The 21,419-nt window shown below is 46.9% G+C and carries 15 protein-coding genes; 5 read left to right on the top strand and 10 right to left on the bottom strand.

The window, feature by feature from the left end; all coding sequences use genetic code 11:
- Positions 1-4: 4 nt before the first annotated feature.
- The 4 genes from NG796_RS02300 to NG796_RS02285 all read right to left on the bottom strand — a co-directional run bounded on the left by NG796_RS02300 (position 5) and on the right by NG796_RS02285 (position 5,925).
- Positions 5-2,116, bottom strand: coding sequence for a serine/threonine-protein kinase (locus NG796_RS02300; RefSeq protein WP_261204296.1), 2,112 nt, complete (start codon positions 2,114-2,116; stop codon positions 5-7).
- 314 nt (positions 2,117-2,430) lie between these two features.
- The gene (locus tag NG796_RS02295; protein WP_261204295.1) at positions 2,431-3,990 is read right to left on the bottom strand and encodes a M48 family metallopeptidase; all 1,560 of its coding nucleotides are present in this window, start codon (positions 3,988-3,990) and stop codon (positions 2,431-2,433) included.
- A gap of 304 nt (positions 3,991-4,294) precedes the next feature.
- Complete coding sequence (locus NG796_RS02290) at positions 4,295-5,002, bottom strand: glycoside hydrolase family protein (protein WP_261204294.1); 708 nt, start codon at positions 5,000-5,002, stop codon at positions 4,295-4,297.
- A gap of 263 nt (positions 5,003-5,265) precedes the next feature.
- Positions 5,266-5,925, bottom strand: a complete 660-nt coding sequence (locus tag NG796_RS02285) for an SDR family oxidoreductase (protein ID WP_261204293.1) — start codon at positions 5,923-5,925, stop codon at positions 5,266-5,268.
- Positions 5,926-6,274: 349 nt separating this feature from the next.
- Between NG796_RS02285 and NG796_RS02280 the strand changes: the two genes are divergently transcribed.
- Positions 6,275-7,030: a DUF1997 domain-containing protein gene (locus NG796_RS02280; protein WP_261204292.1), complete on the top strand. Its 756-nt coding sequence runs from the start codon at positions 6,275-6,277 to the stop codon at positions 7,028-7,030.
- 130 nt (positions 7,031-7,160) lie between these two features.
- On the opposite strand, the gene NG796_RS02275 is transcribed toward NG796_RS02280, so the two are convergent.
- Positions 7,161-7,634 carry a DUF4079 domain-containing protein gene (locus tag NG796_RS02275; protein WP_261204291.1) on the bottom strand — a complete coding sequence of 158 codons (474 nt, stop codon included), beginning with the start codon at positions 7,632-7,634 and terminating at the stop codon, positions 7,161-7,163.
- A 215-nt stretch (positions 7,635-7,849) separates the two neighbouring features.
- Between NG796_RS02275 and NG796_RS02270 the strand changes: the two genes are divergently transcribed.
- A complete protein-coding gene (locus tag NG796_RS02270; protein ID WP_317619259.1) occupies positions 7,850-9,340 on the top strand; it encodes an ankyrin repeat domain-containing protein in 1,491 nt (496 codons plus the stop codon).
- 54 nt (positions 9,341-9,394) lie between these two features.
- Here the strand turns inward: NG796_RS02270 and NG796_RS02265 are convergent, their stop codons facing one another.
- Positions 9,395-9,814 (bottom strand): DUF2358 domain-containing protein, encoded by a 420-nt coding sequence (locus tag NG796_RS02265; protein ID WP_261204290.1) that lies wholly within the window; start codon positions 9,812-9,814, stop codon positions 9,395-9,397.
- Between the two features lie 199 nt (positions 9,815-10,013).
- Between NG796_RS02265 and uvrA the strand changes: the two genes are divergently transcribed.
- Complete coding sequence (gene uvrA, locus NG796_RS02260) at positions 10,014-12,941, top strand: excinuclease ABC subunit UvrA (RefSeq protein ID WP_261204289.1); 2,928 nt, start codon at positions 10,014-10,016, stop codon at positions 12,939-12,941.
- 228 nt (positions 12,942-13,169) lie between these two features.
- Positions 13,170-13,604, top strand: a complete 435-nt coding sequence (locus tag NG796_RS02255; protein ID WP_261204288.1) for an acyl-CoA thioesterase — start codon at positions 13,170-13,172, stop codon at positions 13,602-13,604.
- A 53-nt stretch (positions 13,605-13,657) separates the two neighbouring features.
- On the opposite strand, the gene NG796_RS02250 is transcribed toward NG796_RS02255, so the two are convergent.
- A complete protein-coding gene (locus NG796_RS02250; protein ID WP_261204287.1) occupies positions 13,658-14,512 on the bottom strand; it encodes a DUF1206 domain-containing protein in 855 nt (284 codons plus the stop codon).
- A 397-nt stretch (positions 14,513-14,909) separates the two neighbouring features.
- Between NG796_RS02250 and NG796_RS02245 the strand changes: the two genes are divergently transcribed.
- Positions 14,910-16,160, top strand: coding sequence for an OFA family MFS transporter (locus NG796_RS02245; RefSeq protein ID WP_261204286.1), 1,251 nt, complete (start codon positions 14,910-14,912; stop codon positions 16,158-16,160).
- A gap of 164 nt (positions 16,161-16,324) precedes the next feature.
- Here the strand turns inward: NG796_RS02245 and NG796_RS02240 are convergent, their stop codons facing one another.
- The 3 genes from NG796_RS02240 to NG796_RS02230 form a co-directional block, all read right to left on the bottom strand.
- Positions 16,325-19,525: a tetratricopeptide repeat protein gene (locus tag NG796_RS02240; protein WP_261204285.1), complete on the bottom strand. Its 3,201-nt coding sequence runs from the start codon at positions 19,523-19,525 to the stop codon at positions 16,325-16,327.
- A gap of 149 nt (positions 19,526-19,674) precedes the next feature.
- Positions 19,675-20,217: a tetratricopeptide repeat protein gene (locus tag NG796_RS02235; RefSeq protein WP_261204284.1), complete on the bottom strand. Its 543-nt coding sequence runs from the start codon at positions 20,215-20,217 to the stop codon at positions 19,675-19,677.
- Between the two features lie 285 nt (positions 20,218-20,502).
- Positions 20,503-21,411 carry a 2OG-Fe(II) oxygenase gene (locus NG796_RS02230; RefSeq protein WP_261204283.1) on the bottom strand — a complete coding sequence of 303 codons (909 nt, stop codon included), beginning with the start codon at positions 21,409-21,411 and terminating at the stop codon, positions 20,503-20,505.
- Positions 21,412-21,419: the final 8 nt, after the last annotated feature.

Genomic DNA, 21,419 nt, shown 5'->3' with positions numbered 1-21,419 from the left:
AACTTCAGTCGTTATCTTTATATTGTTGATCGCCATCCCCAGCAGATTTTCCTTTCTCCCGCTGTTCTATCTGCCTCTGCGCCCGTTCTTTGCCCTCTGTAGCGGCCTGATAATTCGGTTGATAACGCAACGCCCGATCATAAGCTAAAATTGCCTCTTCATACTGCCCCAACGTGGATAAACCATTCCCTTTTCCATACCAAGATTCGGCATGATCCGGCTTCAGATAAGCTGCCTCATTATAGGAAGAAACCGCCTCTCGATATCGATTCAAATTATAAAGGGCATTCCCCCGATTGTACCAAGCGCGATAGTCATTTTTCTTCAAATCGATCGCCTGATTATAGGCATCGACTGCCTGTTCATAGCGGCGTAACTGGTGCAGTGCCCATCCCAAACTATACCAGGCTTCTTGATAACTGGAGTGAATTTTGACTGCCTGTTCATAAGATTTTACTGCTTCAGAAGAGTCATTTAACTTCATCAAAGCATTCCCGCGACTGTACCAAGCTTCCGCATAATTTGGCTGGAATCGCACGGCTTTATCATAAGACTCTACCGCCTCTTTTTCTTGATTCAATTGCATCAAAATATTTCCGCGATTATACCATCCTCCGGCATAATCAAATTGATATTCTACAGATTTATCATAAGATTTCAAAGCCGCTTCGTAATCTTTTAATTGATGAAAAGCCCATCCCCGGGCGTACCAGGCTTCTGAAGATGCGGGTTGAAATTCCAGGGCTTGATCATACGAGGCGATCGCCTCTTCATAGCGCTGCAAACTCAGTAAAGTATTGCCTTTACCATTCCAGGCTTCAGCAGATTCCGGAACCAGTTCTATGGCTTTCTCAAAACTGGCGATCGCCCCGTCATACTGCTGCAATTTATTTAAGACATCCCCACGCCGAATCCAAGCATCCAAATATTGGGGATTAAGTTGAATGGCGCGATCGTAAGCCTCCATCGCTGCTTCATTTTGATTTAATCGAGAGAGGGTATCCCCTTTTTCTTTCCAAGCTTCTACATAATCTGCCTTAATTTCAATGGCATTTTCATAGCGTTTTAATGCCTCTTCATACCGGCTTAGATGATATAATGTATGCCCTTGATGATACAATTCACTGGCATTTACCGATTTGATTTTATTCCAAACAAAAACGGAACCGGCAATCATGCCCGCCCCAATGATACCGCAGGAAATCACCCCTAAAACCCATTGATGGTTAGAAAAATTAAAGCGCGGTTGAGGCAGCGGCGCAACCCCAGATACAGAAACTGTCATCACCGTGGGTTTTTCCAGATCTGCGATCGCCTGTAACGCCTCCGTTGCTGAACCATAACGTTCTCGGAAATCGTAACGGACCATCCTTTCTAATACCTTCATCAATTCTGGACTCACCGTCACCAATTCCGATACTTTGATTTCTTCCGTCTCTGAATCTTTGGGAAATTCATAAGGTACTAAACCGGAAAGGGCTTGCAAAGCCACAATTCCCACCGCATAAATATCGCTACTCGGTTTAGGAAATCCATTTGCTTGTTCACTAGGTAAATAACCGGGAGTACCAATACAGACACTTAATCCCGGTTTTCCATTCGGATTCAGCAGTTCGGTGGTAATTTGTTTAACCGCCCCGAAATCAATTAAAACTAATTTTTTATCAGAATTGCGGCGAAGAATATTCCGGGGATTGATATCCCGATGAATGACATTTTTATTCTGAACAAATTGTAAAATTTCTAACAGTTCTCGGAGTAAATTCAGGGTAGCTTTCTCATCCAACTTTTCCCCAGGCGTCAATTCATGAGTGAGATCATGACCCTCGATATACTCCTGAACCAGATAAAACTCTTGGTTTTCTTCAAAATAGGCAAACAATTTGGGAATGCGATCGTGATTTCCCAACTCATGCAAGCATTGGGCCTCTGTATCGAATAACCGTCTGGCAATTTGCAGGGTGTTCGGAGCGGTTGACTGGGGCTTCAACTGCTTGACTACACAAGGGGCCGTCCCCGGAAGGTGGCAATCCTGCGCAACAAAAGTCGCCCCAAAACCCCCGCTTCCCAAGGAGTTGATAATCTTGTAACGTCCACCGAGAGTTGTTCCGAGCATGATTCCGAGCATGATTCGTTACGGCGAGGGTAGAAACGGGCTATTCAAGCATTTGACTCATTTTGCCATAGGTTAAACAAATGAGCAACCTGGGACCTAGGGGGGGATGGATTGGGAATTGCTGCCCAAAATTACTGAACAGAATCAGACCCGAAAATAACTGAAGTTGTTATTAAAAATAAGGGGATTTGTTTAAGAATTTATAATTCCCAGGAGGTCATTACGAGGAAAGAAGAAAGGCGCAAGGTTATCCTTACGCCTTTTGGACCAATTCCCCTTTTTTTTAGAGGAATTGGGGCTAATTTATTCCGGATTTATGCCCCTGCGAGGAAAAGTTCTACGGCATTGCCTGCCTCTTCTTCAGGGAAGAGTTCTTCGACTCGGCTTTGGATTTGAGCGTGGCGTTCGACGCCTTCAAAGGCGTAACGGTTGTAACCATTGCGCTGGATTAATTCTTCCAAATAGCGGAGGCGATCGCTAGAGGCAGGGTGAGAAGATAACCAGCTTAAAACCCTGGGTCCACCGCCATCTAATTCGGTGAAAGTTTGCATCAAGTTGCGTAACCCATCAGCGGCATAATTGGAATTTGCTAACACTCTTGAGCCTAAAACGTCGGCTTGTCGTTCGTTTTGGCGGCTGTAAGCACGACCGACGAGGGCCGCAATTAAATCCCCCATTGGCACGACGCGATTTAAGTTAGAAAGTAGGGCGCTTTGAACAACCCTTTGATAGCCATGAGACAACACCGCATGAGCCACTTCATGACCTAGTAAACCGGCCAATTCGGCTTCGCTGTTAATTTTTTGGAGTGCGCCGGTATTCACGAAGACTTTACCGCCGGGAAGGGCAAAAGCATTGAGATTTTTGTCTTTGACCACAAAGAATTCATACTCAAATTCATCCCGTCCCATCAATTTAGCCATTTTCTGACCCACTTCGTTGACGTAAGTGACGATCGCGGGGTCATCAACCATTGGTAATTGCTTTTGGAACGACTCTGCAAGTTGGTTACCAAATGAGGCTTCTCCTTGCATCAATAGGATAGTGAGTTGAAGGGCCGGAATTGTTCCGGCGACGTTTCCAGTTAGGAGTAAATCGCCGATGGAAAGTGCGCCAGTGACGAGGGTTTGACCGATTAAGCGGCGGCGAATTCCTGAACGATACCGACCTAAATCATCATCGGCGATCGCCTTAAAGTCGGCAGCTTGAGGATGTTCTGGATACAAAACAGCAAATTGTCGGGCTGCAATCGAAGATTCCAACCATTTCTCTTCAGTTTGTAAGGCGGTAATTTCCGCTTTAATTAATTCCGGTTCGTTGGGATAAAGGGTGGTGGCGCGTTCTAGGACAGCTAAGGCTTCCTCCCCTCTTCCGTAGTCTTGTAACGCTTGGACGAGCAACACATGACCGGGAATAAATTCCGGATGCCTTTCTACTAATTGCTGTAACGGGACAAAAATTCGGCTTTCTAACTTTTGTTCAAATCCAGCTTGTGCTTCGCGCCAATAAACTCGACCCGCGCCTGAGAGTTGTTCAGGGTCGGTGATGGGTTGGGCGATCGCCTGGTCACCTTGGGGTTGAGAGAACTGACCTTTTACCTGGCGGTAGAGTTGTTCTGCGGCTTGGGTGTTGCCTTCTAGGAAGAGGCGATCGGCTTCTACGAGGGTATTAAATTCTGCGCTTCCGGGCTCAAAAGCCAGTTCCAGACTTTGTTTGAAACTGGAAAAAGTGGGGATTTTGCTATGAGGTGCAGGGGTCGTTTCCCCGGTGGGTGGTAAGGTAGAGTGAGCAGGGGCAAAGGTCAGCAACAAATTCATGCTGAGGAATAAAGCCACTCCAACTGTTGCCCATAGCGCGTGCCGAAATCGTTTCATTGGGGGGGTTCCTCTCGATTGGGTCAAGGATGATGATAGGGTTTCACGCTTTAACCCGCACCCTCAAGGGTGGGGTGATACGGACAAAGCCCGCCTACACGGGCTAAGAGAGAAAACAAGTCTTTGACAATCAGATTTGGGATTAGCTTCTTAGAACCCGAATTTGAATCATGAGTTTCCTTTGAGAGTGCAACATCGGACATAAAGGCGCTTCAAACCCAGTTCCCGAAACTGAAATCCGGTTTCTGAACCCGTTGTCATACTTAAATTAAAATCGGGGCTAGAAACTGAGTTACTCATGGCTTTACATGGATTTTTGCAGTTCCTCTTCTAGGAGTTGCTGATAAATAGTGGGTAAATAGGCACTCATAGAATTGGTTTCAATCCCGTAGCCCAGACTGGTCCAAGTTCCGGAGAGTAGATATAAGACTTCATCTAATTTTCCTTGTTTCAATAATTCGGAAATGTTCACTCCCCAGGCTTCTTCATCTTTTAGCCATGCGTAAACGACTTTATCTTGAAATTGTGGCTCGAAACTATAGGATTTCCAAAACCATCGCCCGTCGGGTTTGGGATGGTAGCGTTCGGCCATTTCTTCCCAGGTTGTGGTGATAAATTGATAGCGACCGGCAGCGGTGGAACAGTTGTTGAGATTGGGTCCGGCGACGATCCGTACGCAGCGATCGGGATGGCGGTTGAAATCGTCAATATATTCGCCGCCATAGATGACGGCGTAGGGTTGGTCAACGTTGGATTCACTGGCGGAAATGGTGCGCATCAGGGCGCGAATGTAGGGGTCCCCATCTTCCATGACTAAGGGGGGCAAGGGGTCCATCAGGGCCGGGGGCAGGGAGTCGGTGCGATGAAAGATGACGTTATAAAACAGGATAGGTAAGGCGATCGCCCCGGTCAGCAACAAGACAAGTTGTCTAAATTTCGGGGGTTTTCTTCTCCGTTTAACCAGGCGTTTTTGACTTAATTTCAACGGTTGTACAGAAGGTTCAGAAACCATAAGGCAGGATGAATTTTGAGAAACTAGGGTAATTTATTCAAAACTTTTAGGTTTGATTTCTCTGACTTTATTCACTCCGATGTCGTTAGTTGTCCCAAGTTTAAGGGTAAGACTCTCCCACATTGTATGGGTGGGCTGTTGTTGTAAAATGCCCCTGTTTTAGGGGCATCAGATGCTCTGGATTGTATCTGATGCCCCTTCCTATTAAACGCTTGAACCCAGTTTCTTGGCCCAGATTACGCCTAATTCTAACCGAGGTGGAGTTAAACCACGCTGGCAAATAGTTCATTAAATGCTTTAGCGGGCGCTTCAGCATTGGTGACTATTTCCACGATTTTATTCCGGGCGGTAGGTTGAAAGAGGGCTTCAACGCTGACTAAGGCGACTTTAGTGCGCGGAATGCTTCCTTCAAATAATTGATCCTGAGATTTCATGACGATCGCCGCTTCATCCTCGGTATTTTTTAATCCGCCTGGACGAACGATGGTGTAAGTTAACCCGCTATTTTCGATATATTTTTCCGCTTGTTTTTTCCAGACTAAAATCAGCCAAAATAAATTGAGCGGATGGAATAAATTAGAGACGCACATGGAGGAAACCAAGACAAAATGTTGGATTCCCTTGACTTTGGCGACATCAACGAGATGCTTGGTTCCTTCATAGTCTATGCGATAAGGCCCTGTGGGGTCGAAACTGGGAGTCGCACCCGTGGCGCATAACACCACAGTACAATCGGCGATCGCCTCGTTGAGACTCTGGGGGTTCAAGATATCCCCCACCACTAACTCCACCTGGGGAGGTAAGAGTTGCTGACCTTTCTCCAAGTTCCGCACCAATGCGCGTACAGGAATCTCCCGCTTGACCAATTCTTCGACAATTCGTCGCCCCGTTTGTCCCGTGGCACCCGCTACAAATGCTTTCATCAGTTTTTTAGGTAAAATTATGGATTGAATGGGAATTTTTGGCTGGTTTGCAAGAGGGGGCAGCCGTTAGCGCCCCAAACCTCCTCTAGTTTAAAAAATTTGGGGACCGATCGCGATCGCTGCGGTTCGGATATCTACATCACAGAACCTCCCTGGAAGGATTGCTTATGATAGAAACGGATGCCAGCTCAACCCTGATTCCGGTCAAGGCGAAGCTTAACCCCCGGAAGGAAATTCGGGCAGAATTACGGATTTCCTCCCTTCCATAGACAAGATAACGTAGAGAAAATAGCATCCAACCACCTCGGTGGTCGTACAAAAACACAGACCCTCAATCAGGGAAGCGGTTATGCAGTCAGATATTTTAAACTCTATGCAAACATCCATCGATGGCGATCGCGAGGCATCTACCTCCGTTGCTTGTGAACCGATGTGGTTTCAGACTCATTTTGTCGGATGCATGGAAATGTATGCCGATGTGGAAACCGTTGCTGCCTATTTTGACGTTCATCAAGGATGGTTTAAACGCTGTGCTCGTCCGATGCAGGCAGATGCTTTAGGAGAAAATGGTTATGCGCTGACGATTGGGCGCTTTGGTGCCCTCGGTTATGAAGTGGAACCGAAAATTGGTCTGAACCTCTTGCCGCAACAGAATCGCGTTTATCTCATCGAAACGATCGCGATTCCCGATTATGTCCCCCCGGGCTATGATGTAGAGTTTAAAGCAGCCCAGGAATTGATAGAAATTCCCGCCGATTATTCTAATATCAAACTCCGCAACACCGAGGACCTCCCTTCCACCATGACTCGGGTGGAGTGGAATTTAGATTTAAAAGTGGGGGTTTGTTTTCCGAAGTTCATCCATGCCTTACCCCTCCCCCTCGTCCAAAAAACAGGCGATCGCCTGTTGGCACAAATCGTTAAACAAGTTTCCCGTCGCTTAACCTACAAAGTCCAGGAAGATTTTCACTCCACCATCGGGCGCGATCGCCTGGAACTCTTCAAGAAAAAACGCGCCAAAACCTCCAACTTCGATCTGTGCCGTCAATGTAGCGGTTCCAATGGCACCGGTGAAGAGATCCCCGAGGAAATTGAAACTCCCTAACAAATATCCGGTCCCCTCCCCGCTATCTGGGGTAGGGACCGGAGGGGGCTGCATCCGGGGCAAAATTCCTCGTGACGTGGCGATCGTGCGTCACGAGGATAAAGGTTTATTCCTCTGGCTTCCGCGTTTTTTAGGAAGGATTGCTCAGAATCTTTTGCACAATTTGCAATCCGGTGAAGGCTTGCCAGCCAAACAGGGTCAGCAAGGTCATATTCATCGCCACATGAGTCACTCTCGCCCAAGTGACCCCTTGCTGCATGAAGGGCGCTAGGGAGGCTGAAATTGCCACCATTGTGGTCATGCCTAAGCCAACCAGCAGGTGGGGACCAAAAAATAGCTTGCCATTATTGACATAGGTGGCAGCCATACCTACCACGGTGCCGAATACCATCAGGGCCAGCATGATGGACCCGATTTGGTAATGTCTAACATTATATTTGCCCTTAATTAGAACTTTTTTCTCTTCTCCTGTAGCTTTGCGAGTGCGCTTCAGTTTCACTCCCAGGACAAGGGCGTAAATCGAGAGTCCAAACAACACCCACATCAACAAGGGGTGGAAAAAGGTCAATCCCGTTTGTAACGGTGCGGGCAGTTCGATGGTCATGGTGTTCTCCAGATGGCATGAGGATCTTCATAAAAATTATCATAATTTGGGTCTGGAGAACTCTGGAAAATCCCACCGTCTCAAGGGTGGCGCTACATTAACAGCCTGGGTCATTGTAACTGTCTATGATCCAGCGCGATCGCCCCGGTGAAGATCTCCGGACGATCGCGGTTGATTGTCGGCTGCTTTCGCGATACCGTTAAAGTACCCCGAGATTGAGTCGATCGCAGCAAATGCTCTCTAACCAGGATCTTTTATTAATTCAAGCGGCTCGCATTGGCAACATTCATCAAGTCATTACCCTGCTGGCTGAAGGTGCGCGTGTCAATGCCAAAGATGGAGAAGGCACGACTCCATTAATGTTTGCCTCCCAGAAAGGTTACACGGAAATTGCCCGTCACTTGCTTGAAGCGGGTGCCGATGCTAATCTGGCCCGAGAAAAGTATGGCATCACCCCGTTGATGTTCGCGGCGGCTAATCATCAAATCGATGTGGTCCGCTTGTTACTCTCCTTTGGAGCACAGGTTAACGCTCAAAATGATGATGGCAGTACGGCCCTGATGGCGGCGGCCCTCAAAGGCAATCCGGCGATCGCCGATCTGCTGTTGACCCACGGTGCCGAACCCAATATCAAAGATAAAGATGATGATACCGCCCTCAAACTCGCCATTGTGGAGGGTCATGTTGCGATTGTTCGGGCTCTCCTGGCAGCAGGGGCCAATTTAGAGGCAATCGCGGATCTGGATTCCCTCTTATTCCGCATCGCCCAAACGGGGAATGCGGAACTGTTAGAACTGCTGATCCAAAAGGGGCTCTCCTGTCAAACCTACGATTGTGGTAGTGCCTTGCTGGAAGCAGCAGAACGGGGGGACCTGCCCATTGTCCAAATCTTGTTAGCGGGTGGGACTAACCCCAATGTTACGGATAAAGATGCGGAAACTCCCCTGCTACTGGCAAGCGATCGCGGTCATACCGAGGTCGTAATCGCTCTCCTGGCCGCTGGTGCGGATGTCAATGCCAAAAATCTCGATGGCTTTACCCCCCTGATGGCTGGGGCATCTGGCGGCCATTGGGAGATGGTGCGATCGCTACTCGATGCCGGTGCCAACATTAATGCGATCGATAGTGACGGAGAAACCGCCTTAAATTGGGCCGTAGTCGAAGGGTATGCCGATGTGGTCAACCTGTTACTCGACCGAGGTGCCGATTTCCAGCGATGTAATCGTCTCGGAGATACCCCGTTATTTGTCGCCGCCTTGCACGATCGCGCCGACATCGTGGCGGCCCTCCTCCACAAAGGTGCAGAGGTTAACCCCACCAATTTTGACGAAACTCCCCTCACCGCCACCGCTGAACTCGGCCATCTGGACACCATCCGAGTCCTACTCAAAGCCGGTGCGAACCCCAATGCCGTCTCCACTGGCGGCAAAACCGCCCTCATGAAAGCTGCCGATCGCAATTTGACCGAAGTCATCGAGGTTTTGATTGCTGCCGGTGCCGATGTCAACCGCCAAGATGATGCTGGGGCCAGTGCCTTGATGTGGGCCGCCCATCGGGGTTTCGAGGAAGCGGTACACCTCTTGATTACTGCCGGTGCCGATGTCAATCTTAAAAATCGTGGAGGTTACACTGCCTTGGCGATCGCTGAGTTTAACAGCTACAAAAAAGTAGCGCGATCGCTCCGTCAGGCTGGAACTGAAGAATAATGCGATCGTTTCTCCTTCCCTTTTTTCTGGGGAAGGGGAAATCTTTTTTATCTTTTATTGCGGCAGAAACTGTTTTAAAATCGCCTTCGGTTCCCGGTCCCAAGTATCAATATGTTCATAAATTAAGCCGGTTTCATCTAATTTATAATTAGAATATCCATTAAAAAATAAATCGGCTTTCCAAGGTAACCGTAATCGCCCACGTACGGTCCAGTTTGCTAAAATCATATCCGGCGCAACCTGCTCTACATCATGCAAATCAAAATAGAGTTCGGTAAAAAACAGTTGGCCGTGAAACCGTAAGGTCCAGAAAATAATTCGATAATTAAACTTCCACTTAAACTGATTTACTGGGTCTTTGAAAAAGATATCTTTTCGATAAATTTCGTAAGAAATATCTTTTTCAAATAAAGTCGGTAAGTCTTCCTTCAAAGTGGCGATCGCCCTGCTTACTTGGGATTGATACTCGTCCATTGGTTGGGTTCTCCTGGCACTCCTCAATTTTATTGTAGGGGGGAAATCACCCGGAAATGCCTGAAGGGGTTCTCTTGACTCACCCCACCCCAAAAAACTAGGACCCCTCGGATATCCGAACCCCGGTGATCCCATCCTCCGCCCCCGCATCCACCTCCAAACCCGCTAAAATTATTAAGAAATGTATAGTTAAATTTTTATGCCTAAACGTGCCAGTGCGTCTACGAAGCAACCCGCGCAGAGTTTGAATGGATCCTCTCTGACCGAGGCGGTGGTCAATCCCCGGGATCACGGGATCCGAATTCGGGGGGCAAGACAGCACAACCTTAAAAATATTGACCTCGAACTCCCGCGCGATCGCCTAATTGTCTTTACCGGGGTTTCGGGGTCCGGGAAATCCTCCCTCGCCTTCGATACCATTTTTGCCGAGGGTCAACGGCGGTATGTGGAGTCCCTCAGCGCCTACGCCCGCCAGTTTCTCGGACAACTGGATAAACCGGATGTGGAATCCATTGAGGGACTCTCTCCAGCGATTTCCATTGACCAAAAATCCACCTCCCACAACCCGCGATCGACGGTGGGAACGGTGACGGAAATTTATGATTATTTGCGCTTGTTATTTGGACGGGCGGGAAAACCTCACTGCCCAATCTGCGATCGCTCAATCGCGCCGCAAACCATTGATGAAATGTGCGATCGGGTGATGGAACTCCCGGACCGCACTAAGTTTCAAATTCTCGCCCCGGTGGTTCGCGGTAAAAAAGGCACTCATAAAAAAGTGCTGTCCAGTCTCTCTTCTGATGGGTTTGTGCGAGTGCGGGTAAATGGGGAAATTCGCGAACTCTCGGAAAATATTGAATTGGATAAAAATCATACCCATACCCTTGAAATTGTGGTCGATCGCCTGATTAAAAAAGCAGGTATTCAAGAACGTCTCGTCGATTCTTTAACCACAGGATTGCGCCATTCGGAAGGAATTGCAATTATTCAATTATTAGACAGCACCACCGATGAGGGAGAGACAGAATTAGTCTTTTCTGAAAAGTTTGCCTGTCCTGAACATGGGGCGGTGATGGAAGAACTTTCCCCCCGTTTGTTTTCCTTTAATTCCCCTTATGGTGCTTGTGAAAGTTGTCATGGATTGGGCAGTTTTCGGACCTTTTCTCCCGAGTTAATCATCCCGGACCCCGATGCGCCGATTTATGAGGCGATCGCCCCTTGGGCAGACAAAGAAAGTGCGTATTATCTGTCGGTGTTGCAAGGGTTAGCAAAGGCGTATGGATTTGAGTTAACCACACCCTGGAAGCAGTTGACCGCAAAACAGCAAAAAACTATTTTATATGGTGCGGATGAACCGATTAATATCGAAGGATGGGGAAATAATCGGCGGTATGCGGGTGCATTGGCGTTGTTGCAACGGTACTATGAAGAAAGTGCCTCAGAACTGCAAAAGCAAAAATTAGAACAGTATTTAGTCGATCGCCCTTGCGAAAGTTGTCACGGCAAGCGCCTGAAACCGGAAGCATTGGCGGTGCGAATTGGGGGGGAACATATTGATGATTTAACCTCGGTTTCGATTCGGGACTGTCGCGATCGCATTGATCGGTTGCAATTGAGCGATCGGCAAGCACAAATTGCCGAACTCGTCCTCCGTGAAATTTGCGCCCGACTACAATTTTTATTAGATGTGGGATTAGATTATCTCACCCTTGATCGCCCTGCCATGACCCTTTCCGGAGGAGAAGCGCAGCGCATTCGTCTAGCAACCCAAATCGGCGCAGGATTAACCGGCGTGTTATACGTCCTTGATGAACCGAGTATCGGACTCCATCAACGGGATAACGGACGATTACTGCACACTTTAACCAAATTACGCGATTTGGGAAATACTTTAATTGTCGTGGAACATGATGAGGACACCATTCGCGCTGCGGATTGGATTGTAGATATCGGTCCTCGCGCGGGGGTACATGGGGGCGAAATTGTCGCCCAAGGACAGTTAGACGCCCTTTTAACGGCGGAAAATTCTCTCACAGGGTCTTATTTATCCGGGCGGTTACAAATTGAAACCCCCGGGGAACGGCGTGAGGGAAATGGACGTTCTTTGGTGATGAAAAACTGTTCTCGCAACAATCTCAAGCAGATTGATGTAGAAATTCCCCTAGGAAAATTAGTTGGTGTCACTGGGGTTTCTGGGTCGGGTAAATCCAGTTTAATTAATGATTTACTCTATCCCGCCCTGCAACATCATATCACCCGAAAAGTTCCGTTCCCCGGGGACATGGATGCCCTCAAAACCTTGGGAGAAAAAAGTTTAAAAGATGCCGTGGATAAGGTGATTATTATCGATCAATCTCCCATCGGTAGAACCCCTCGGTCTAATCCCGCCACTTACACCGGCGTTTTTGATATGATTCGGGGATTATTTGCAGAAACCATCGAAGCAAAAGCGCGCGGATATAAACCGGGTCAGTTTTCTTTTAATGTCAAAGGCGGACGCTGCGAAGCTTGTGGCGGACAAGGGGTGAATGTCATTTCTATGAACTTTTTACCCGATGTTTATGTGCAGTGTGATATTTGCAAAGGTGCGCGATATAATCGCGAAACGTTGCAAGTGAAATATAAAGGATATTCCATTGCAGATGTCTTGAATCTCACTGTAGAAGAATCCTTAGAACTGTTTAAACATATCCCTCGGGCGGCGACAAGGTTGCAAACTTTAGTGGATGTAGGATTAGGATATATTCACTTAGGACAACCGGCACCCACCCTCTCCGGAGGTGAAGCGCAACGGGTTAAACTGGCAACGGAACTCTCCCGACGCGCGACGGGAAAAACCTTGTATTTAATCGATGAACCGACGACCGGATTATCATTTTATGATGTGCATCAATTGTTGAATGTGTTGCAGCGTTTAGTAGATAAAGGCAACTCAATTTTGACCATTGAACACAACTTAGATGTGATTCGCTGTGCCGATTGGGTGATTGATTTAGGACCGGAAGGGGGGGACAAAGGTGGAGAGGCGATCGCCACCGGAACCCCCGAGGAAGTTGCAGAAAATTCTCGGTCCTACACCGGACAATTTTTAAAGCGCGTCTTGCAGCAATATCCAGCCAAATCTTAACGATTAGAAACTGGGTTTCTTTACCAAAGTTATGGCAAATAGCAGCAACTCTGGAAAGAAACCCAGTTTCCGGTCTACTTAACCGCATCTTTCCCTTATAGAGTCCCCAGTACGTTCTTTTGTTAAAAAATGATTACAATAAGTTAGAGTCCTGTAAAATCGCCTCCTGGCCGTTTTAAAGCAGAGGACTAACCCAATCGTTATTTTAAGAGACCATTTTGAGGGACTATGACCTTAGAACAAGATGCATTATTAGAGACGAATTTAGCTTTCACTGTGAAACCCTATGATCTGGATATAACCGGGTTAGTCAGCCAAATGATTTTGATGCGCTGGATTGAAGATTTACGTTTAGATTTATTTCAACAGTATTTTTCTTTAGAACAGCAATTAGAATTAGGAATCTCTCCCCTTATTGGTAAAACTCGCCTAGAATATCATAAACCCATCAAATTATTTGATTTGATTGAAGGAAGGATGTGGTTTAGTGATATGGGGTCGGTTAAATGGATTGTCAAAACTGAGTTGATTGTAGACAATAAAATTGCCGTGAATGCCAAACAAACGGGATGTTTTATTCATGTTTCCAGTCATCGTCTCGTTGCCATACCGGAGAACTTGGTGAAAAAATTTGCTACCCATTCATCCGAGGCAATGAGTTAAAAAAGAGGTTTGGGGGTGCATTCCCCCAAGGGAATTTGTCCCGAGGCGATCGCTTATTTTCCCACATTTAAAAGTTGTCGGGGGTCAGCAGATTGGGGAGGGCGAATCCGCCGATAACGGGCGTGTACTCCCATATACAGTCCATAAATCAGTAATCCCACCGCTACAATACCCAAAAGCAGACTCCCGTAACGCTGGTTTAATAAAGCCTCTAATGCCCCAGGAATGGCCTTGGCTTGATTCGCATCGGACAGATAAGCCGCCTGCATCAGAAACCATCCAATCAGGGTAAAAATAACACCCCTTGCAGATAACCCCACTCGACCGGCTATCATCACCCATTTTTCTTCATTGGGAGTCATTTCTCTAATTTTTAATTCTTGGCGAAACTTCCCCGTAAAGGCTTTATAAAAATAAGAAAATCCTAAACCAATCACCACTGCACCCGCTAGTCCCACCAACCATTCTCCAAAGGGTTGTGAGAGAAACCGTGCAGTCCAATGTTGAGCGTTTTGGTCACTTTGTCCCCTCCCACTTTCTCCATTACCCATCAAAAGTTTAATGGCAGTCAAAGCAAACCCCGAATAAATGACCGCACTCATTCCCACTCCAAATCGCTCGATTAACCCTTTAAAATTAGTCCCTTTATGGTCTGTATCCATAAAAGCTTCTATCAAACGCCACATTGCATAACTAATCAGTCCAATGGTTACAAAAAACAGTAACGCTTTGCCAAAAGGTTGCTGAGTTATTGCATAAAGCACGCCCTTTTGGTCCGTGGTTTGTCCCCCGTGAGTGATTGCAGCTTGCAAGGCTAAAATGCCCAACAAACCGTAAACAAATCCTTTGGCAGCGTATCCAAAGCGAGCAAAACGCTCGATCCATTCTGCTTGTGGAGATTGAGTCATAATGTATATCAGTTTTAAACGGTTATTTTAAACAGTCAATTCCTGAATGAAGCAACCCCAAAAATTTTCCGAAGAAAGGTTAGATCTGCTAAATTTCAAGTTGATTATCCCTAGGATACAGAAATAAATCCAATCCCACCTCTATCAAAAGGCTCAAATTGTAGCAGCTATAACCCGGATAACAGCCCCCGGCCCCACCTCGTTCAAATACTCCTGCTTTGAGAAAAATCAAGTTTTCATGATGATGAGTAGGGCAAATCGTGGTAAAGTAAAAGTGAAGCAATCAGAGGCTTCCACCCTGATAAAAGAAAATCTATAAAAACGAGCTAGACCATAAGAAGCAGCAACAAATCTCTACAAATTAACTCAAATTATCTCTAACAGGGAGTTAGAAGTAATGAATATCACCCACGATCGCTCAGAATTAACCATTTTTGGACTGCCTGCACAACAGGGAAGATGGTTAATGATTCCTCTGGGGATGAGCGTTTTACTCTGTCTGGGGAGTGTTTACGCTTGGAGTGTATTTAGAAAACCCCTAGAAGGGGAACTGAATATTGGTGCAACTGAAAGTTTGTTACCTTATACAGTCGCCCTAGTTTTTTATGCAGCCCTGATGCCTATTGCTGGGTTTTATATTCCTCGAATTGGCTCAAGAATTGTTACCGCAATCGGGGGTACAATTGTCGGAATCGGTTACATTCTTTCGAGTTTTGCTGACAATATTGTAGCCATGACTCTCACTTACGGATTGATTGCCGGGACTGGGGTGGGGATTGCTTATGGCGTACCAATGGCAGTCGTGGCGCGATGGTTTCCCGATAAAAAAGGATTAGCAGTGGGGTTAACCATTATTGGATTTGGACTCTCTCCATTGATTACCGCACCCCTGGCGAAAAGTTTAATTGATGCCTATAGCGTGCGAGAAACATTGCGGATTTTAGGGATTGCTTTTACCCTGATTATTCTAGCGATCGCCACCACCCTAAAAATGCCCCCTAAAGACTGGCAACCGGCACAACCTATCTCGCCAGCCTCCTGTGCCGTCCCCAGCGCCTATCCCGGGAATATCCTGAAAAGTCGCTCTTTTTATGGATTGTGGATTTGCTACAGCATCGGCACCTTTGTCGGATTGAGTGCGATCGGCATTTCCAGTCCCGTAGGGGAGGAAATGATTAACATTGACCCGGCATTAGCTGCCAGTAGTGTCTCATTATTTGCCCTATTTAATGGCATCAGTCGCCCCCTATTTGGCTGGTTAAGCGATCGCTTCAAACCCCGCCATGTGGCGATCGTCTCTTATACCCTCGTATTGATTGCCTGCCTATTGATGCTGAGTGCGCAAGAGGGACAAGTTGCCACCTATTTGATAGCCTTTTGTCTATTTTGGGCATCTCTAGGCGGATGGTTAGCGATCGCACCAACGACAACCCTGCGCCTATTTAATCCAGATAATTATGCTCAAAATTACGGCATTGTGTTTACGGCATACGGCGTGGGTGCGTTGTTAGGAACCCTAATTGCTGGACAAATTCGCGATTGGTTTGGCAGCTATACTTATGCCTTTTATCCCATGATATTTTTAGCAATTGTGGGAATGGTTGTTGCGAGTTTGCTGTTGAAGCGCGATCGGGTAATTGGCATTTGAAGCGACAACCTGCTGGGGTTTAAACGTTCGCAGGCTTATAGCTAAAGTCGGTTGAAACCGACTTTAGCTTAGGGTTGGGGAAATAGAGTTTTTAGGAACCCATGAAATTGAATAGACCTCTTGCACAATATCTGCTCTAGCTCTAGCTTATCCTAAGCTCCCCCTCAGTTGTAATAAGCCCCGGGGAAATCCGGTTTGAGACGGATTGCTTCATTGAATGAAGCAATGGCTTCCTCGTGTTGCCCTAGATTATGCTGCGCATTCCCTCGGTTGTAATAAGCCCCTGGGAAATCCGGTTTGAGGCGAATTGCTTCATTGAATGAGGCAATGGCTTCCTCATGTTGCCCTAGATTATGCTGCGCATTCCCTCGGTTGTAATAAGCTTCGGCAAAATCCGATTTGAGGCGGATTACTTCATTGAATGAGGCAATGGCATCCTCATGTTTTCCTAGGTAACCCTGGGCTATCCCTCGGTTGTAATAAGACCAGATGTCATTGGGTGTAAGGCGGAGTGCTTCATTGAATGAGGCAATGGCATCCTCATGTTTTCCTAAATAAACCTGTACATTCCCTCGGTTAGAATAGGCTTCAGAGTAATCGGGTTTGAGGCGAATTGCTTCATTGAATGAAGCAAAGGCATCCTCATATAGCCCTAAGTAACCCTGCGCATTCCCTCGCCGATAATAAGCGTCAGGGTAATCGGGCTTGAGGCGGATAGCTTCACTGAATGAGCCAATAGCATCCTCATGTTGCCGTAGGTTATACTGCACTAACCCTCGGTTGTAATAAGCCTCGGGCAAGTTAGGCTTGAGGCGGATTGCTTCATTGAATGAGGCAATGGCATCCTCATATTGTCCTAGGTTATACTGCCCTACCCCTCGGATGGAATAAGCGTCAAAGTAATCGGGTTTGAGGCGGATTGCTTCATTCAATGACGCAACGGCATTTTCATATTGCCCTAGGAAACCCTGCGCATTCCCTCGCCCGTAATAAGCTTCGGGCAAATCGGATTTGAGGCGGATTGTTTCATTGAATGAGGCAATGGCTTCCTCATATTGTCTTAAGTCAACCTGCACATTTCCTCGGTTGTAATAAGCTTCAAGCAAGTCGGGTTTGAGGTGGATTGCTTCATTGAATGAGGCAATCGCATCCTCATATTGCCCTAAGCTATACTGAGCATTCCCTCGCCTATAATAAGCCTCGGGATCATCCGGTTTGAGGCGGATTGCTTCATTGAATGAGGCAAGGGCGTCTTCAGGTTGCCCTACGTTATACTGCACTAACCCTAGTTTGTAATAAGCTGCGGGGAAATCCGGTTGGAGGCGGATTGCTTCATTGAATGAGGTAATAGCATCTTGATATTGCCCTAGGTAAACCTGTGCTACCCCTCTATTGTAATAAGCCCAGGGGAAATCGGGTTTGAGGCGGATTGCTTCATTAAATGAAGCAATGGCTTCCTCATATTGCCCTAAGTTATCACACAACACTCCCCCTCGGTTGATATAAGCTGTGGCGTAATCGGGTTTGAGGTGAATTGCTTGATTGAATGAGGCAATGGCTTCCTCATATTCTCTTAAGTAAACCTGCGCGTTTCCTCGGTTGTAATAAGCGTCAGGGTAATCAGGTTTGAGGCGAATTGCTTCATTGAATGAGGCAAGGGCATCCTTATATTGTCCTAAGTTATTACACAGGACTGCCCCTCTGTTGAGATAAGCTTCGGGGAAATCGGGTTTGAGCCGGATTGCTTCATTATATGAGGCAATGGCTTCCTCATATTGCCCTAGGTTATCCTGTACCTTGCCTCGGTTGAGATAAGCTTCGGGGAAATCGGGTTTGAGCCGGATTGCTTCATTGTATGAGGTAATAGCTTCCTCATATTGTCCTAAGTCAACCTGCATTACCCCTCGGCTGTAATAAGCCCAGGGGTAATGGGGTTGGAGGTGGATTACTTCATTGAATGAGGCAATGGCTTCCTCATATTGCCCTAGATAACCTTGCGCATTTCCTCGTTTGTAATAAGCCTCAGAGTAATCGGGTTTGAGGCGAATTGCTTCATGGTAGGAGGCAATGGCTTCCTCATATTGCCCTAGGTAACCTTGCGCATTTCCTCGGTTGTAATAAGCCTCGGGGTAATCGGGTTGGAGGCAGATTGCTTCATTGAATGAGGCAATAGCTTCCTCATATTGCCCTAGGTAACCTTGCGCTACCCCTCGATTGCAATAAGCCTCTAGGTAATAGGGTTGGAGGCGAATTGCTTCATTGAATGAGGCAATGGCTTCTTCATATTGCCCAAGGTAACCTTGCGCTAACCCTCGGTTGTAATAAGGGTCAGGGAAATCGGGTTTGAAGCGGATTGCTTCATTGTAGGAGGCAATGGCTTCCTCATATTTCCCTAAGTCAGCCTGCACTACCCCTCGGTTGCCATAAGCCTCCGGGTAATCAGGTTGGACGCGGATTGCTTCATTGAATGAGGCAATGGCTTCCTCATATTGCCCAAGGTAACCCTGCGCTAACCCTCGCTTGCCATAAGCATCGGGGTAATCAGGTTGGAGACGGATAAATTCATTGAATGACGCAATAGCATCCTCATATTGCCCAAGGTAACCTTGGGCTACCCCTCGGTTGTAATAAGGGTCAGGGAAATCGGGTTTGAGGCGGATTGCTTCATTGTAGGAGGCAATGGCTTCCTCATATTTCCCTAAGTCAGCCTGCACTACCCCTCGGCTGCAATAAGACTCCGGGTAATCAGGTTGGAGGCGAATCATTTCATTGAATGAGGCAATGGCTTCCTCGTATTGTTCTAGGTAACTCTGCGCTATTCCTCGGTTGTAATAAGCTTCAGAGTAATTGGGTTGGAGGAGGCTCACTTCATTGAATGAGGCAATGGCAGCAGTAAAATCCCCCCTCTCAATTTGCTCTACCCCGCGCTGAAACCATTCCTCTGCCTCATCCTTTTCCGGTCCCTGACTTGTTACCTCCTCTTGCACAACCGAAGGCGTTATCAGTGCTAATATCTCCCTGCCGATTCTCTCGGCAACTGTTCCCAATTCTCCGCGATGAAGTTGCCCAAACTGTATCAGGCGTTGGGCTATTTCTGCATGAGTTTCGGGGTTCTGTTGTAACCGTTCCCCGAAGCGCTGCAACCAGGGTATCCATTCGGATTCTTTGATGTTGGTTGCCATTCTGTGCGTCTGAATATCTCCTCCACTAGCACCGTTTGCTGCTGCTTCGAGTAGCGGCATGAATTTTATCTCGAATTCGAGATCAGGGATTTGATGCGGTGACGGTGGCGGTTCCCGTTTTTGGAATCGTTGTTGTAGGGAGTGATAGATTTGTTTTAGCCACCGCCACAGTTTCCGCCACATCTGCTGTTCTCCGGTTTGAGGTTGATGGATTTATTAAAACACAGATTACACTGATTTTCACTGAAGGAAGGATTGGGAGGGGAGGGGGTTGATAAGATAAAATTGGGTTTTTAAAAATGATTTTTTTCAGATTAGCCCAGTGGAGGAGGTTAGGATGATAACCGAAATTTATCTAATTCTTGCTGTGCTTGTTCTCTTTTGACATAGGGTTCTTGCTCATGAGGGGTGAGGCGAATTGCTTGGGTGTAGGAGGCGATCGCTTCTTCATATTGTCCGATATTAAACTGGGATACTCCGCGCCAGTAATAGGCTGTGTCGTAGTCGGGTTTGAGGGATATTGCTTGATTAAATGAGGCGATCGCCTCTGCATATTGCCCTAAACAATTACATTGCACGAAACCTCGAAAAAAATAACCGCTGAGGTAGTCTGATTTGAGTCGAAGGGTTTCGTTACAAGAGGCGATCGCTTCTTCATATTGATTTAATTCAAACTGAATTAACCCTCGGATAAAATACGCATCCGTGGAGTTCGGGTTTAGCTGTATGGCTTCGTTCAATGAGGCAAGAGCACCCGTATAATCTCCCTGGTCAGATTGTTCAATCGCTTTCTGCCTCAATTCCTTTGCTGGATCATTGCTTTCCATCTCTAGCAACCCTAAATCATTTTCATAATTGATCCGATACCGGATCATTTTGGAATGCCAGCATTTTGCTCGCACTCCTGTAAATATCTGTACTTGGTGACTCCGGTAATCGCTAGATTTTTTGGGTTTTTTTCTTTAGAACTCTTGCCAAAAAATACCGGATTTCTCCCTGCAACTTCCCCGGAGATTTCCTTCACATCGATAGCGTTGTCATACGCAATTCGGTTGTTAAAGGTTTATAAAATCCCGCACCCTGAAGGGTGAGGCTATACGAACGAAGCCCGCCTACGCGGGCTAATCAATGAAACTGACTTTTGAACTCCGGATTTGGTATTATACGGTTCTTCTAATCCACCCATTTAGGGTGAAGCGGCTATTTTTGAAGTCTTTAGAAGGGCAAATAATAGGCCGAACTTCATGGCAACAGTTACTGACAAAGAAGACGATGCTGTTATTGGTGGGGGGGATGTCGGTATAGGATTCAGCTAGGGAATAGGTACTTTCTCCCAGTTTCCAGGTATCGTACATCCGTAGTTCTCCTCCGGTAAAGGGTTTGGGTTCTCGGTGGAAGTAGTAAATGTAACTCAGGACTCGGGTGGCGGTGGATTCATCCCCGTTATCGTTATGGGCTTTATAATAATGTCCGTCGTTGTGGGCGGTTATTTGCGATTCGATTTCGGCAATTTCAAAGGGGGGAACTCCCAAATATTCTCTGACTTGAGGAAGGTTTTGTCTGATTCTTTCTCGAATTAAGTCCCCAAACTCCTCGAAGTAATAGAAGATTTTCGATCGCCGATAGTTGGGGTCATTGGTTCCAACTTTACTATCTTCAAATTCTCGCTGATTTTCTATCACATAATTGAGAATTCGTTGGTTTTCAGCTTCGCTTAAAAAGTTCTGGATTTTGAGGAACCGGGATTTGATTAAAATCGGTGCGGTTGCTGCTGCCGATCGCTGAATGGGTTCGGGTTCGGGGGCAATTTCGGGTAGCGGAACCGGCGGATCGGTGGCGATCGCCACGATGGAACGACTCGGAAAGTATAAAGTAGGTCCGCCGTCTTCCATCGGGATCTGGAAGAGTTTATTGGGTTGCGATCGCTCAGGGTGAGAACGGAGTGCGATCGTTTCTAGGATATCTTGCAACAATGGCGCATCCGCTGCCAGGGACAATTCACACTGATGTCCCCCGGCAATCAGTAGCATTACATGAACGGTTTGTGTCTCGGTGAGATTGGATGTCATACGTTAAA

The sequence above is a fragment of the Laspinema sp. D2d genome (assembly GCF_025370755.1).
Taxonomy (GTDB): domain Bacteria; phylum Cyanobacteriota; class Cyanobacteriia; order Cyanobacteriales; family Laspinemataceae; genus Laspinema.
The sequence above is the reverse complement of the archived record's forward strand: the minus strand, read 5'-3'. Positions and strand labels throughout refer to the sequence as shown.

What these genes read in the sequence shown, in the direction of transcription:
- NG796_RS02275 (WP_261204291.1), bottom strand. Translation starts at nt 7,634, where the DNA reads ATGACCATCGAACTGCCCGCACCGTTACAAACGGGATTGACCTTTTTC.
- NG796_RS02255 (WP_261204288.1), top strand. Translation starts at nt 13,170, where the DNA reads ATGACCTTAGAACAAGATGCATTATTAGAGACGAATTTAGCTTTCACT.
- NG796_RS02230 (WP_261204283.1), bottom strand. Translation starts at nt 21,411, where the DNA reads ATGACATCCAATCTCACCGAGACACAAACCGTTCATGTAATGCTACTG.
- NG796_RS02250 (WP_261204287.1), bottom strand. Translation starts at nt 14,512, where the DNA reads ATGACTCAATCTCCACAAGCAGAATGGATCGAGCGTTTTGCTCGCTTT.
- uvrA (WP_261204289.1), top strand. Translation starts at nt 10,014, where the DNA reads ATGCCTAAACGTGCCAGTGCGTCTACGAAGCAACCCGCGCAGAGTTTG.
- NG796_RS02240 (WP_261204285.1), bottom strand. Translation starts at nt 19,525, where the DNA reads ATGTGGCGGAAACTGTGGCGGTGGCTAAAACAAATCTATCACTCCCTA.
- NG796_RS02300 (WP_261204296.1), bottom strand. Translation starts at nt 2,116, where the DNA reads ATGCTCGGAACAACTCTCGGTGGACGTTACAAGATTATCAACTCCTTG.
- NG796_RS02285 (WP_261204293.1), bottom strand. Translation starts at nt 5,925, where the DNA reads ATGAAAGCATTTGTAGCGGGTGCCACGGGACAAACGGGGCGACGAATT.
- NG796_RS02280 (WP_261204292.1), top strand. Translation starts at nt 6,275, where the DNA reads ATGCAGTCAGATATTTTAAACTCTATGCAAACATCCATCGATGGCGAT.
- NG796_RS02265 (WP_261204290.1), bottom strand. Translation starts at nt 9,814, where the DNA reads ATGGACGAGTATCAATCCCAAGTAAGCAGGGCGATCGCCACTTTGAAG.
- NG796_RS02235 (WP_261204284.1), bottom strand. Translation starts at nt 20,217, where the DNA reads ATGATCCGGTATCGGATCAATTATGAAAATGATTTAGGGTTGCTAGAG.
- NG796_RS02295 (WP_261204295.1), bottom strand. Translation starts at nt 3,990, where the DNA reads ATGAAACGATTTCGGCACGCGCTATGGGCAACAGTTGGAGTGGCTTTA.
- NG796_RS02245 (WP_261204286.1), top strand. Translation starts at nt 14,910, where the DNA reads ATGAATATCACCCACGATCGCTCAGAATTAACCATTTTTGGACTGCCT.
- NG796_RS02290 (WP_261204294.1), bottom strand. Translation starts at nt 5,002, where the DNA reads ATGGTTTCTGAACCTTCTGTACAACCGTTGAAATTAAGTCAAAAACGC.